This is a genomic window from Tessaracoccus lacteus (genome assembly GCF_029917005.1).
In the GTDB taxonomy this organism is placed as follows: domain Bacteria; phylum Actinomycetota; class Actinomycetes; order Propionibacteriales; family Propionibacteriaceae; genus Arachnia; species Arachnia lactea.
In genome coordinates this window covers 486,091-500,213 of the sequence record NZ_CP123967.1, presented here as the reverse complement: position 1 = coordinate 500,213, position 14,123 = coordinate 486,091, and the positions used below count along the sequence as shown (strand labels likewise).

The following is a 14,123-nucleotide window of genomic DNA, read 5'->3' as shown; positions in this document are numbered from 1 at the left end:
GGGCTCGCAGACGCAGGCGTGAGCGCCGCGCACCATGAGGTGCGCAGCGCCGGTGAGGACGATCAGTGGTTTACCAAGGGCGCTGATTGCGCGCACGGGCCCGTCGTTGAGTGAGGTCATCGCCCGTGGGGATGGTCCGGAACAGCTTGTCGAGATCCTCGACGCGCACTCGGATGACCCTCACGCCGAACCGTGACGCCCGGAGCTTCCCTGAGGCGATGCGGCGCCGCAGGGTGTCGACACTCACGCCGTGCACCGCGTCCGCCTGCTGCAATGACAGCCACTCGGGCACGGGGTTGACCCCAGGTGGGCGAGATGGGGAGCGACATGGCCGGTCTCCTGTCGGTGTCGGGGATGGAAGGGCGAGTTGGTGTGTATCCGTCGATGGCGATGAGTCAGATCACAGGGCCATGGAGGGCGGAGGGTGTCAGATGGTTTGTGTAAGGGGTTGCTCCTGACACGAAAGCAGAATGATGACCGTGATAGACAAACTCGACCGTGAAGACCGGCGACGTGCGCAGCGCGACGGAGTGGCCGCGTTGGAGGCCTCCGGGGCTCTGGATGACTTGTATGCCCGCATCGATGCCGGCGATGTCCAGCTGGAGGGCCGGGACGGGCTGATCCAGCACCTGATCAAGGCCGGCCTCGAGCGAGGCCTCCAGACCGAACTCGCCGACCACCTCGGCTACGACAAGGGCGACGCCGAAGCCTCGATGTTCCCGAACTCGCGCAACGGGTCGTACCCGAAGACGGTGGCCACCAGCGTCGGCGACGTCGATTTGGCGATACCCCGCGATCGGGACGGCTCGTTCACCCCGATGCTGGTCCCGAAGGGCTCCAGGCGGCTGTCAGGCCTCGATGACATGATCATCAGCTTGTATGCGGGCGGGATGACGGTCCGTGACATCGAGCATCACCTCGTTTCGACCATCGGGACCGAGATCTCGAGGGAGACGATCTCGAAGATCACCGACGAGGTCGCCGACGAGGTGATGGTGTGGCAGCAGCGGCCACTGGAGGCGTTCTACCCGGTGATCTACCTCGACGCGCTGATCGTGAAGGTCCGCGACGGCGCCCACGTACGCAACAAGGCCGCTCACATCGCGGTCGGCGTCGACATGGACGGGATCAAACACGTGCTGGGGATCTGGATCCAGGCCACCGAAGGGGCGAAGTTCTGGGCTGGGGTCTGCGCGCAGCTCGCCAACCGCGGCGTCCGTGACGTGCTGATCGTATGCTGCGACGGACTGACCGGTTTCCCCGAGGCCGTCGAGGCCACCTGGCCCCAGTCGACCGTTCAGACATGCGTTGTCCACTTGATCCGCTCCGCGATGCGATTCGTCACCTACAAGGACCGCAAGCAGATGGCGGCGGCGTTGAAGCCGATCTACCAGGCCGCCGACGAGCCGGCCGCGCGGGCCGCCCTGGACACGTTCGCAGCCTCCGAGCTCGGCCGGGCGAACCCAAACACCGTGCGTGTGTTCACCGACGCCTGGACCCGGTTCGTGCCTTTCCTGGCGTTCCCGCCCATGCTGCGCCGCGTGATCTACACCACCAACGCCATCGAGTCGCTCGACTACCAGCTGCGGAAAGTGACGAAGAACCGCGGCCACTTCCCCTCCGACGAGGCCACCGTGAAGCTGCTGTGGTTGGCGATCTGCAACATCGAAGACAAGCGGGCCCGCGACCGCGCCAAGGAGAAAGGACGCAAGAAGGGAGAGAAACGCAAAGCCGAAGGCCGCCTCGTCGAGGGGCAGGTCACCACGAACTGGAAACAGGCCCTCGCCCAACTCGCGATCGCCTACCCCGACCGGATCAACCCCTACCTCTGACCCACTCGAAGACCGAACTCCTTACACAAACAACTTGACAAGCTCGGAGGGCGCAGCGACCGCGCGACTGGACGGCGACCCACAGCTGCCGCCGCCTCGAGCGTCGTGACACCGGTCGCGATCAGCCGCCAGAACTCGCGCTGCACCGCTCGAGAGGGCTCCGGCCGCCCCGGAGACCGCATCGCAGGCCGCAACGCCCGATCCGCCGCCCACTGCCGACGTGCACCCACCGGAGCCTCCGCCCACGGCTTCCTCGAACTCGCCACCACACACCTCCACCATCGAGGTGTTGCGACGACCAGTTGAATCCGCCCTACGTCCGCCAATCACATTGGTTGCGGCCGATCGTGCTGAACGAAAGATCCCTCTCACATGCCTACCAGCATATTCAGTCTTGCGCGAACCCATTCCTCATCGTTGGGATGGCGATTAGGAGCAACCAAGTAGCTCCGGAGAAGAGTGATCTCTCCATCTCGATCTTTCAGGCGGCGAGAGATGAACGCGCCCTGCCTGGTCAGTTCACCAGCAAGGGAAATATCCTCTTGTGTAGTCCAAGAAGTCTCCGCGAGCGCCGTCTGAACCACTTCGCGCGCTTCAGGATACCTCCTTGCTCGCTTAAGTTCAATGACTCTAGCTAGGATATCGACCGATCCTGCCGATGGATCACTCTGATACTCTTCCTGAATCTCATCATCGATTAGGACTTGCGGCTCAAGAGCCCCAGCGATGTGGCTTCGGAGAAGAGACAGCTGATCGACACGCTCCTGGGCGATGTTGGCGGTCTTGACTACACCACGCAGAAATGCCTCTGCCAACACGTTGGGATCTTGGCTTCGATCGGGGGAAAAGTCATGCCCCCCGATGCCGATGCCCTTCAATACGTAGTTGATGGAAGCGCGATTGACTGGCGTCGCAGTCGTTTGGAGTGCATCCCGGATAGCCTTGCTCGTTTGAGTCAGTCCAAAGGGATTCACTGCCAACTCGTCCGAAATCGCGTTGAAAATGGCGGCGTACTCCTCCGAAGTTAGACGCGGCAGATCTATCTCACGATGTAAACGATCAATGATTCCACTCTCTGACTGCTCCGTGGCGGTAGCCATATCGGTCAAGAGCGCGTAACTTGGCCCCTTTGGATCTATCTGAAGATTAGGAATTTCTAGACGCAGTAGGTAGTCCTTGAATGAAGCAGAACCATCCCAATCCGGTTCACCGACTCCTAGTGTGGAACGAATTTGGTGGGCGAGGGCGGCCAAAGGTACTGGTTCAGAACTGCTCCGAATTTGCTCCACGACTAGTCGTGCGGCCTCAGCAGCGACATCGCTCTTGGGGGATGCATCAAGGAGCGGGGCTTCTTCGTCCACTGGATTGACGGCCAGCGTGCGTGCCCACATGATCGGTCTTGCCCCGCCCATCCAAGTGTCGCTCAACCCGCCGCCTCCCACGGAAGTCCTTGCCGGGGCTGCTAGAACCTCCACAAGTTCACCACCAACCCACCTGCCACTAAGGAGTCCCTGTCCGGTGGTGAAGCGAGACGCTGGCTCAACTCGCGCGTGTTGAATTCCCAATGTTTCCGAAGCGAATCGCAGTTCGCGGTCCGACTGCACTCGCAAGACGCATGAATTCTCGCATTCGGGTACCAGTTCGGGATGGAGTTTGGTGGGTCGCTGAGTTGCGAGGATAAGGTACAAACCAAACTTTCTCCCCTCTGAGGCGATCTGAAGCACTTGTTCCGAGACTCGGCGCCTAAGCGGGTCGGTCGTTGTCGCCGGCACGAAGTTGTGGGCCTCATCAATCACGATGAATGTCGGCACCCGCGGATCGTCGTTGGCGGTCAGGCGCGTCTGCCTTTTTGCATTGCTCCACAACTGGTTTAGGGCGACGCTAGCAGCCAGCAGTGCGTCTGCTTGTTGTGCGGCATCAAGCCCGATTATCAAACAGTTCCAATCGGCCAGTATCGGCTTTGTGGAGAAGGGAGCATCGAGGATGTCTGTCAAGGTCATGGCGCGGTATGCTGTGGAGCGTTCCTCATCAGGCAACCATGCTAGATGGCGCGCGGCGAGATCCAGGAATCGCGCCTTAACGTTGTCCCAGTCAGCCTTGGTCAGGTTCTTTGCGTACTCGTAGACCCGCATGTTGACGTTTTGTTCGCCGAAGAGAGCCGCGGCGTCAGCGAGCCCTCTCAAACTGTAAGGGAGCTTCAGCCCAGAGCGTTCATCGTTGGCCCATTTAACCAGTCCTCGACACGCGCGAACACCGAGGAACTGCGCAGGGCGTTCATGGCTGTTCAGTTCGAGAAGGGAATCCTGAATGTCCCCAATCTTGGCCCAGTCTACGAATAGGCGACGACGCTCAATTCTTTGTGGACCGTCCAGCGGCGGTTCGCGTTCGGCTGAGAGGAATATCATCCGCTGACTTCCCCAGGCGGCTTCAAAATCCGCGGGGTTATCAAAATCAGGCAGTTGCGCTACAGTGGCTGCTGCCGACGCCTCGGCACGTTGCGTGGTCAGGCCGGCGACTTGAACACGATCAAGGCTTCGCAGATCACCGTTGGGGTCGAGCGCAACCACCCGTGCGCCGGTGCGGAGCAAGATCTCCTCTATCAAGCGGGCGACGAAGAACGACTTCCCACTTCCGGACTGGCCCACTATGAGCGTGTGATGAAGGAGTCCTGGGAGGGATAGCGCTACTGGCTGGCGTTTGACCGCCGCGGTGCCTATCAGAAGGGTGGTCATGAGCGGATAGTACCGCGCGAGTGGAGTTGCCGGGAGCGGACATGTAAATAGCCCTCCAAAGGAGGGCTATTTGCCTAATATGAGAATGGCTCTCGCAAGTCAGACTAGCTACCTCCGAGGCAAGTGAACTCTACCAGAGCATGGCGCGACATGCAAGAGGGGATCAGGAGGGGCACGCGCGGCCGGGGTTGTCTCTTCGCTCGATGGCCCCGGGTCACCTGCGACCTGCGCGATCGGCTTCCCTGTCTCCTCCACGATCCGCACCGCGTCCTCACCGGAACTCACGGTCGTACTTCTGTCGCTTCTCTGGCATCTCAATCCCCAATGCTGATGCCTCCACGCTCTGGGGGAACCTCAAAGGCGCTGATCAACCCATCCAACGCTGGCTTGACCTGATCGGCAAGGCTCCGTCTCATGTTGGGGTGGGCGTCACCGATCGTCAGTTCCACCACGAAACGCACCGAAGTTGCCAGTGCCGCAGCGGGGGGGGTGTCCCTATGGTTCTCGTCAAGCTGCGAGGGGCTGGGGTGTCGGGTTGGGGGTCCGGTAGGGCTCTCGGTTTCTGAGCATGGCGAACAGGGCATCGATGCGGCGTCGGGACAGGCAGATCAGTGCGGCGTTGTGTTTCTTGCCTTGGGCTCGCTTCCGGTCGTAGTAGGCCCTGCTGGCGGGGTCGGATCGGAGCGCGGCGAACGCTGAGAGGAACAGGGCTCGTTTGAGGTGCTTGTTTCCTGATCTGGCTGGGTATTCGCCTCGGATGCTGGTTCCGGATCGGTGGGTGACGGGTGAGAGGCCGGCGTAGGCAGCCAGGTGTCCCGCGGTCGGGAACAGCGAGGCGTCGCCGACGTCGAGGAGGATCCGTGCAGCGGTCCTGACCCCGACGCCTGGCATCGAGATCAGGACCTTGGCAAGAGGGTGCGCATCAACGACCTTCTCGACTTGCGCGGCCAACTCGGAGCGCTGCTGCAGCGTCTGACGCAGGGCAGCTGCGAGCTTCGGGAGGACCTGCTCAGCGGCGGTGGTGCCGGCGACAACAACGGTCTGCTCGGACAAGGCGTGGGAGATCGCGTCGACGAAGTCTTGGGCGTGTCGCGGGTTGGCATGGCTGACGATCCGCAGCAGCTTTGCCCTCGAGACTGCGCTGATGCCTTGTGGGCCGCCGAGCTGTTCGATCACGGCGAGGCCCTGCTTTGTGGCCAAGCGGGGTCCGACTACGCGTTCGAGTGCGGGATGGATCTGCGTGAGGAGTCCACGGATCCGGTTCGCCAATCGTGTTGCTTCCGCCGCAAGGTCCTCGTCGAACCCGACCAGAACCTTCAGCTCGGCCAGGGCATCTTCGCCGAGGTCGACCCGGCGAAGGGTGTGGGGCATCGTTCGGGCAGCGTCCGCGATGATGAACGCGTCGCGCGCGTCGGTCTTCGCGCTGCCCGGGTAGAGGTCCGCTGCCCTGCGCATCGCGAGTCCTGGCAGGTAGGCGACCTGGATGCCCATCGACCTTGCCACAGCGATGGGCAGTGCGCCGATCGTGTTCGGCTGATCGACAATCACCAACACCCTGCCGCGCTCGGCCAGCATCGAGAAAACGCCCTCGAGCTTGCTCTGGTCCTGCGGTAGAGGCTTGTTGAATACCGGCTCATCACAGATGAGGGTGTAGGGGGCTGTCCGGCGCGTCGGGCCGGGTAGGGGTCGAGGTCTCCCGATGGTGGAAGTTCTCACGCTGCCCATCTGGAAGACCCCGACGTGTCTGATGCTACCCCTGTGGCGGGGTTCGCCTGCCCTGACCTGTCCTCGTTGTGTCGGCTCGATGAGCTCGGCCTGGAGGTCAGCGGCCAACTGCTGGAGCCTGGCCGCGCGGTCCTCGCCTGCCGGGTCGTGGACCCGGATCAGTGGTGCCGACGCTGCGGCTGCGAGGGCATCGCGCGTGACTCCGTGTCGCGGGCGTTGGCGCATGAGCCGTTCGGCTGGCGGCCGACCACGTTGCTGGTCACGATCCGTCGCGACCGTTGCACGGGCTGCGGGCATGTGTGGCGGCAAGACACCAGCCTCGCCGCGGAACCGCGAGCGAAGCTGTCACGCCGCGGGCTGCGGTGGGCGTTGGAGGGCCTGGTAGTTCAGCATCTCACCCTCGCCCGCGTCGCCGAAGGGCTGGGGGTGTCGTGGAACACCGCCAACACGGCGGTCCTGGCTGAAGGCAAGCGGGTCCTGATCGACGACCCGACCAGGTTGCACGGTGTGTAATGAGCCAGGCCGTCGTGAAGGAGCGTGAGGCGGGCACGCTGGAGCAGATGTTCGTCACGCCCATCCGGGCCGGCGAGTACATCATCGGCAAGATCACCCCCTACGCGCTGCTGGCCGTCGTGCAGATGGTGCTGGTCGCCAGCGTCGGCATCGGCTGGTTCAAGGTCCCGTTCAACGGCAACGTGGCGGTCGTGGCCGTCGGCATGCTGCTGTTCATGCTGACGAGCATCGGCCTCGGGCTGCTCGTCTCCCTGCTGGCGAGCACCCGCCAGCAGGCCCGGCAGGTCATGGTGTTCCTGATGATGCCGTTCATGATCCTGTCCGGGTTCATCTTCCCCGTCGAGGCGATGCCAGGCTGGATGCAGGCGATCAGCGCCTGCATCCCGATGACCTACATCCTCGAGGTGCTGCGCGGCAGCTTCGTCAAGGGCGCTGGCTTCGCGGACCTCGCCCAGCCGCTCAGCATCCTCGCGGTGTTCGGCATCGTGATCTTCACCTCCGCCGTCCTCGCCACCCGTCGCCGGATCACCTCATAGGAGAGCCGTGACCACCACAACAGAGCTGCCGACGCTCCCCGCGGGGACCGCCGTCAACGTCCGGGGGCTGACGAAGACCTTCGGCGGCTTCACCGCCGTCGATCACATCGACCTCGACGTGCCCCGCGGCCAGATCTTCGGCTTCCTGGGCCCGAACGGCTCGGGCAAGACCACGACCATCCGGATGCTGACCGGGACCCTGCGCCCCACCGCCGGCCGTGTCCGGGTGTTGGGCGAGGATGTCGTCCGGCACAGTCGCAGGGTCGCGCCGCGGATCGGGTACATGAGCCAGAAGTTCGCGCTGTTCGAGGACCTCACGGTCGAGCAGAACCTCCGGTTCTACGCCGGCGTGTACCAGCTCCCGGCCGACCGGTTCCTCGAGCAGCGCGACTACGTGCTCCAGATGGCCGACCTCGTCGGGCGCGAGAAGGAGCTGACCCGCAACCTGTCGGTTGGCTGGCGGCAGCGGCTCGCCCTCGGGACGGCCACCATCCACGACCCCGAGCTGCTGTTCCTCGACGAGCCCACCTCCGGTGTCGATCCCGTCGCACGTCGCCAGTTCTGGGACCTGCTCTACGAGCTGGCCGGCCGCGGCGTCACGCTGTTCGTGACGACGCACTACATGGACGAGGCCGCCTACTGCGATCGGCTCGCGTTCATCTACCGGGGCCGACTAATCGCCGACGGGAGCCCCGCCGAGCTGCGGGCCGGGCACGGTCGGCCGATCTTCGATGTCACGCTCACCGATGTCGACGCCGCCCTCAGCTGGCTGGAGGCCGAGGACTGGGTCGACGACGCCTACCTGTCGGGCGCGACCCTGCACGCCGTCCTGCCGCGGGACTCGGCCGTAACGGGCAAACAGCTCCTGGAGCGGCTCGCCGGGGTGGGGTTCGCCGACGCGGCCGTAACGCCCGTCGAGCCGTCGATCGAGGACGTGTTCGTCAACCTCGTCACCGCCGAGGAGCGCGCGGGCGGCCCGGCGGCGGTCAGCGGACCAGCTCGCGCCTGACGAGCCGCTCGCTGAGGCCGAACAGCGCGGCCATCCCGCCGCCGAAGGCGAGCACGGCGCCCGCGAGGGAGATCCATAACTCCAGTGGCCACGGCCCACCCTCGGCGTTCTCCAGCCAGTCGAAGGCCGCCATCCCCGCCATGAAGAACAGGAGGGTGCCCGTCGCCGCGCAGAGCAGCCCGACCGCGACCATCCCACCGCCGCGAATCACGCTCCCCCGTCCGTCGGCTCGAACGTCAGCTTCAGCGCGCGATCGCCGATCTGCTCGTGGCCGGTGAGGCGCAGCTCCGGCCGGAAGCCGTTGAAGAAGGGGGTCCCGTGGCCGAGGACGACGGGGTGCAGGTAGATGCGGTACTCGTCGATGAGGCCGAGGCGCCCGAGGCCGGACGCCAGCACCGGCCCGGCGACCTCGATCTCCCCGTCGACGTCCTCCTTCAGCCGGCGCACGACCTCCGAGAGGTCACCCCGGATGAGCGTGGCGTTGGGGCCGACGTCGGCCAGCGTGCCGGAGACCACCCACTTGGGCAGCGCACGCCAGGCGGTCGCGTAGGCGCGCTCGTCGTCGCTCCAGCCGGGATCGTCGTCGTCCCAGTACCGCATCAGGGAGTACATGGTGCGGCCGTAGAGGCAGCCGGCCTGCGAGCCGACCTCGTCGACGAAGTGCCTAAACAGCGTCTCGTCGGGGCCGAACCGGTCGTGGTCCACGTACCCGTCCAGCGACTGGTTCATCCCGTAGACGATCCTGGCCATGGCGGCTCCTTCCTGTCGGACCCATCACACAGCACACGTGGTTCGGGAGATCGCAGCCTTCGCCCGTTCCGCCACATTCCCCGCCGTGAACCCGTACTTGGCGAACAGCGCCGCCCCGGGGGCCGACTCGCCGAAGTGATCGATGGAGACGATCTCCCCCGTGGCGCCGACGACCTCGCGCCAGCCCAGAGCGATGCCCGCCTCGACCGAGACCCTCGCCACCGCCTCGGGCAGGACCTCAGCCCGGTATGCGGCTGGCTGATGGTCGAACCACTCCCGGCAGGGCATCGACACGACGCGCGTCCCGATGCCCTGGGCCTGCAGCAGGTCCCTGGCCTCGACGGCGAGAGCGACCTCGGACCCGGTTGCCACGAGGACCACCTCGAGCTCCCCGTCCGCGTCGAACAGGGTGTAGCCGCCGCGGACGGTCAGCTCGGCAGGAGCAGCGGCGCCCGCTCCACGGGCGGTGACTGGCAGATCCTGCCGGGAGAGGATCAGCGCGCTCGGCCTGTCGGTGTGTCGCAGTACCTCGGCCCAGGCCTGAGCGGTCTCGTTGGCGTCGGCGGGGCGGATCACGTCCAGGCCAGGAATGGCACGCAGGCTGGCGAGGTGTTCGATCGGCTGGTGCGTCGGCCCATCCTCGCCAACGCCGATCGAATCGTGCGTCCACACGAAGATGGTGGGCGACTTCTGGAGAGCGGCCAGCCGCACCGCCGGACGCATGTAGTCGGCAAAGACGAGGAAGGTGCCGCCGTAGGCCCGCGTCAGGCCGTCGATGTTGATGGCGTTGAGGATGTTGCCCATCGCGTGCTCGCGGATACCGAAGTGCAGGGTCCGGCCGTTGTAGTCGCCGACGACGTCGGCGGACGCGTGTTCGGGCGGGAGGAAGGAGCGTTGGCCGCGCATGGTCGTGTTGTTCGACCCTGCGAGGTCGGCAGATCCGCCCCACAGCTCCGGGACCGCATCCGCGATTGCGGTCAGCACCTCGCCCGAGGCAGCCCTCGTCGACTTCCTTCCCTCGGGGAACGACGGCAGTGCCACCCCGAGGTCGGGATGCTCCCCAGCAAGGATGCGGTCGAGGAGTGCAGCCTTGTCGGGGTGCGCGGTGCGCCATGCGTCGAAACGGGCCTGCCACGCGCCCCGTGCCTCAGCCGCCCGCGACGCCGCATTCGCTCTGGTCCTCGCCACGAGGTCCGCCGGGACGGCGAAGCTCCGGGTCGGATCGAGCCCGAGGCGGGCCTTCAGGCCGGCGATCTCCTCGGCACCCAGAGCGGCGCCGTGCACGCTGTGATGGCCGGCCCTGGTCGGGAGCGGCCATCCGATGAGCGTCGACAGCCGGATCAGGGAGGGCCTGTCCGTCACCGCCTTCGCCTCGTCGATGGCCTTGTACAGCGCGTCGACGTCCTCCGAGTAGCCGGCCCCTCCCTGGGTCCAGTCCACGTGCGCCACATGCCAGCCGTACGCCTCATAGCGGGCGGCGACGTCCTCGGTGAAGGCGATCTGGGTCTCGCCCTCGATCGTGATGCGGTTGTCGTCGTAGATGACCACGAGGTTGCCCAGCTTCTGCGCGCCAGCCAGCGAGGAGGCCTCGCCGGAGACGCCCTCCTGGAAACAACCATCGCCAGCAAGTGCGTAGACCATATGGTCGAACACGGACGTGCCGGGGGCGGCCTCCGGCTCGAACAGCCCACGCGCCCGGCGGGCGGCCATCGCGAAGCCGACTGCCATCGCGATGCCGGCACCCAGGGGCCCCGTCGTGCACTCGACCCCTGCGGTGTGTCCATACTCGGGATGCCCCGGCGTCAGGGAACCCTCGGTCCTGAGCGCCCTGAGGTCGTCGAGCTCCAGCCCGTACCCGGCAAGGAAAAGCTGACAGTACTGGGTCAGGGAGGAGTGCCCGGCCGACAGCACGAAGCGGTCCCGGCCGAGCCATCGCGGATCAGAGGGATCACCCACCATGACCTTCTGGTAGAGCAGATGGGCGACGGGGGCGAGCGAAATCGCCGTTCCCGGATGGCCGTTGCCGGCCTTCTCCACCGCATCGGCGGCGAGCACCCTGGCCGCGTCGACCGCAGCCCTGTCCGTGTCCGTCCAGTTCAGCGCACTCATGCGGCCCTCACAGATCCCTGGGCCCCCCAGAAGCCGCTGGGCGAGAACAGCCGGTCAGTGAAGTAGTCCAGCAGGTTTGCCTCTGCCAGCGTGTCGAGGATGGTGTACCGGGACCGGATGAGTTGACTGCGGACGTAAGTGGCGCGGAACGCGTCCCAGTCGAGTCCGATCTCATCCGGGTGGGCCGGGGCGCCAGCGGCCCGGAGCATGGCCTGCAGCGTGTCGGCGGGTATCAGATGCTCGCGCAGCCGGGCTGACAGAGTCGGCCACCCCTGTGCGAGGGTCTCGAGGCGTCGGCCGACACTCGTCCCATCGACGTACTTGGACATGGTCTGCTGGACCGCAGCCTCGCGCAGGCCCGGTCGCCGGTGCTGCGAAAGAACGAGGAGCTCCATCTCGTCGCGTCCGGGCCAGGCCCGGACGGCTCCGTCGATATCGAGGGAGGTGAGATCGTCAGCGAGCAGTTCCTCGTAGAGCGCGGAGATGGCCACGCTCCCGACCGCCACCTTGAACCCGTGCGACAGCCGACGCGGCGTCACGTCGACTCCATGGCCCTCCATCTCCCACAGGTGAGAGAAGAGGTGCTCCGATCCGGAGGCCGGCCGGGAGCCGTGGTAGGCCTGCATGGCTAGACCGGACATCACCAGACCCTCGGCCAGCTGGCCAAGGGCGTCCGAGTCGCCGGAGGCCAGCGCCGCGGGCCGCTGCAGGGCACCACGGAGCGGGCCCTGGACGAGGTCCCAGACGTTCGTGTCGATCGCCTCCGCCCCAACCAGGTCCGCCAGGAGCCAGTCGGCTCCGGCCGGGAGCTTGCCGAGCAGGTCACCGTACCCAGAAGCCGTCATCGCCGAGGGCGCCGACGCCATCACGTCGAGGTCGGCGACCGCCACCGCCGGGGCAGGGCAGTCGAGCGTCTGCTTGTAGCCGTCGACCGCAATCGAGGCGCCGAAGGCCGTGTACCCGTCCATCGACGCGGCGGTGCCCACCACGACGTAACGGCGGCCCAGCTCTCCGCAGGCACGCTTGGCCAGGTCGTTCAGGGTGCCGGCCCCCACCGCCACCACGACGGCATCCACCTCGGCGATCCGGTCCCGGAGCAGCTCGGCGTTCTCGTAGCGGGCGTAGAGCTCGGGGTCTCCGGGAAAGATGAACGGCGGAGCCAGCGGCACGCCCGCGGCGGCGAGAACACCACAGACGTCCTGCCCGGCAGCATCTCTGGTCCGCTCGTCAGCGACGACCAGCGCCGTCGCTCCCCCGAACACCCGACGGAAGGCCTCGGGAAGGTCAGCGATCACGCCGTGCCCGATCAGCACCTCGGAGGTGTCCGTCGCCGCGGCAAGGGCCTGCTGGATGAGCTCACTCATGCCCGCACCGCCTCGTGGTCGACGATCTTGTGGATCTGGTCGGACAGCGCGGGATAGCCGGCGCAGTAGGCATCCAGATAGAACGAATAGTCGAGGTGCCGTTGGAGGTCAGGCACCAGCTGATCCACCTCGTGAACCATGCCGGCGGCCGCCTCCTGCAGGTTGTCATAGAACCCTGCCCCGACGGCGGCGCACATCGACGAGCCGAGGGCGACGGCATCGCCGACGCGGGTGAGCGTGATCGGGATACCCGTCACGTCGGCATGCATCTGCAGCAGCGAGCGGCTCTTGGTCATCCCGCCCGCAGCGACCAGCTCGGTGACCTGGAAGCCGGCCCGAGACATCTCACGAAGAATGTGGGCCGAGCCGTAGCAGATCCCCTCCTGGATTGCGTGGTAGACGTGCGCCGGACCGTGCGCCAACGAGAGACCCCAGATGATTCCTCGCGCCTTGGAGTCGGTATACGGCGTGCGGTTCCCCTGGAAGTACTCGTTGACGATGAGGCCATCGGACCCGACGGGGATGTGCGAGCTCTCGGCGTTCAGGACGTCGTAGACGTTGGCGCCGGTGCGGTCTGCGGCCGACACGAGGTCCCGGGCGAAGTTGTCCTTGAACCACTTCATGACCGAACCGGTCGAGACCTGGCCACCCTCGACGGTGTACTGACCGGGCACGACACCGTCGGTGTAGGACCCGAAGAAGCCGGGGCCGTGGACGGAGTGGGCGGACTGGCCACTGAGGACGTGCGAGGAACCCGTGATGAGCGCCATCTTGCCCGGGTTGACCACGCCCAGGCCGACCTGGCCGGCCCATGCGTCGGCCGGGCCCTGAGCGACGGGTGTCCCGACAGGCAGGCCGAGATCCTCCGCAGCGCGGGGGGTGAGGCCACCGACGCGCTCTCCAAGGTCGAGGACCCGCTCGGGGATCTTGTCGAAGACGTCGCCGCAGCCGATGTGCTCGTAGAACTCAACCGGCCACCCACCGCGGTCACGGTTGTAGTACATGCGCTGCGCTGCCGAGTTGATGTTGACCGTCCACTCGCCGGTGAGCTTGAAGGTCACCCACTCCGGCGCGTCCACCAGTCGGTAGGCGTTGCGATACGTCTCGGGTTCGTGTTCTCGCAGCCAGGCGGCCTTGAACGGATACCACTCGGCAGTAGCCGGCATGGTCCCGCCACCGTTGTAGAGACGAGCCCAGTGATCGGTGGTAAGTGCGCGGGCCGCCTGCTCGGTCGCGCGGACGTCCATCCACATGATCGCGGGACGGAGGTGGTTGCCCTCCCGGTCCATGGCGACGACCGTCATCGTGGTGGCGTCGTACGAGATCCCGGCGACCTCATCGCCACTGATCCCGGCCTGGTTCATGGCCCGTCTGGCAGAGGACTGCAGAGCGAGGTACCAGTCGTCGGGCGACTGTTCGGCCCACCCCGGACGCGGATGCGTCGTCGCATAGGTCGTGGCGGCAATGCTGACCGGCGTGCCGACCAGATCGAAGATCGCGACCCGGCAGCTCTCCGTGCCGTAGTCGATTCCCATCACGTAGGGACCTGGCAT

The 14,123-nt window shown here is 65.9% G+C and carries 10 protein-coding genes and 3 pseudogenes; 4 read left to right on the top strand and 9 right to left on the bottom strand.

What is annotated here, in order from left to right; translation table 11 throughout:
- Positions 1-70 precede the first annotated feature (70 nt).
- On the bottom strand, positions 71-292 hold the full coding sequence (locus tag QH948_RS02155) for a helix-turn-helix domain-containing protein (protein ID WP_281145321.1): 222 nt from the start codon (positions 290-292) through the stop codon (positions 71-73).
- A 181-nt stretch (positions 293-473) separates the two neighbouring features.
- On the opposite strand from QH948_RS02155, the gene QH948_RS02150 reads away from it, so the two are divergent.
- Positions 474-1,832 (top strand): IS256 family transposase, encoded by a 1,359-nt coding sequence (locus QH948_RS02150; RefSeq protein WP_438874148.1) that lies wholly within the window; start codon positions 474-476, stop codon positions 1,830-1,832.
- Between the two features lie 77 nt (positions 1,833-1,909).
- On the opposite strand, the pseudogene QH948_RS02145 reads toward QH948_RS02150, so the two are convergent.
- From QH948_RS02145 to QH948_RS02135, 3 genes and pseudogenes are all read right to left on the bottom strand, one after another.
- Positions 1,910-2,098: pseudogene (locus QH948_RS02145) on the bottom strand (IS30 family transposase); the annotation flags it as partial.
- Positions 2,099-2,200: 102 nt separating this feature from the next.
- The gene (locus QH948_RS02140) at positions 2,201-4,564 is read right to left on the bottom strand and encodes a helicase HerA domain-containing protein (RefSeq protein WP_281145320.1); all 2,364 of its coding nucleotides are present in this window, start codon (positions 4,562-4,564) and stop codon (positions 2,201-2,203) included.
- A gap of 507 nt (positions 4,565-5,071) precedes the next feature.
- Positions 5,072-6,193: pseudogene (locus QH948_RS02135) on the bottom strand (IS110 family RNA-guided transposase); the annotation flags it as partial.
- A gap of 111 nt (positions 6,194-6,304) precedes the next feature.
- On the opposite strand from QH948_RS02135, the pseudogene QH948_RS02130 reads away from it, so the two are divergent.
- The 3 genes and pseudogenes from QH948_RS02130 to QH948_RS02120 form a co-directional block, all read left to right on the top strand.
- Positions 6,305-6,799 (top strand): annotated as a pseudogene (locus tag QH948_RS02130) (ISL3 family transposase); the annotation flags it as partial.
- Between the two features lie 2 nt (positions 6,800-6,801).
- Positions 6,802-7,338, top strand: a complete 537-nt coding sequence (locus tag QH948_RS02125) for an ABC transporter permease (protein ID WP_281145319.1) — start codon at positions 6,802-6,804, stop codon at positions 7,336-7,338.
- Positions 7,339-7,345: 7 nt separating this feature from the next.
- Positions 7,346-8,347, top strand: coding sequence for an ABC transporter ATP-binding protein (locus QH948_RS02120; RefSeq protein ID WP_281145318.1), 1,002 nt, complete (start codon positions 7,346-7,348; stop codon positions 8,345-8,347).
- On the opposite strand, the gene QH948_RS02115 is transcribed toward QH948_RS02120, so the two are convergent.
- From QH948_RS02115 to QH948_RS02095, 5 genes are read right to left on the bottom strand one after another with little or no spacing between them, the layout of a single operon-like run.
- A complete protein-coding gene (locus QH948_RS02115; RefSeq protein ID WP_281145317.1) occupies positions 8,325-8,558 on the bottom strand; it encodes a hypothetical protein in 234 nt (77 codons plus the stop codon). The genes QH948_RS02120 and QH948_RS02115 overlap by 23 nt on opposite strands.
- The gene (locus tag QH948_RS02110; RefSeq protein ID WP_281145316.1) at positions 8,555-9,097 is read right to left on the bottom strand and encodes a dihydrofolate reductase family protein; all 543 of its coding nucleotides are present in this window, start codon (positions 9,095-9,097) and stop codon (positions 8,555-8,557) included. The genes QH948_RS02115 and QH948_RS02110 overlap by 4 nt, the downstream gene beginning before the upstream one ends.
- 24 nt (positions 9,098-9,121) lie before the next feature.
- Positions 9,122-11,206 (bottom strand): transketolase, encoded by a 2,085-nt coding sequence (tkt, locus tag QH948_RS02105; RefSeq protein ID WP_281145315.1) that lies wholly within the window; start codon positions 11,204-11,206, stop codon positions 9,122-9,124.
- Positions 11,203-12,570 carry a sn-glycerol-1-phosphate dehydrogenase gene (locus QH948_RS02100; protein WP_281145314.1) on the bottom strand — a complete coding sequence of 456 codons (1,368 nt, stop codon included), beginning with the start codon at positions 12,568-12,570 and terminating at the stop codon, positions 11,203-11,205. Before QH948_RS02100 ends, tkt begins: the two co-directional genes overlap by 4 nt.
- The gene (locus tag QH948_RS02095; RefSeq protein WP_438874108.1) at positions 12,567-14,123 is read right to left on the bottom strand and encodes an FGGY-family carbohydrate kinase; all 1,557 of its coding nucleotides are present in this window, start codon (positions 14,121-14,123) and stop codon (positions 12,567-12,569) included. Before QH948_RS02095 ends, QH948_RS02100 begins: the two co-directional genes overlap by 4 nt.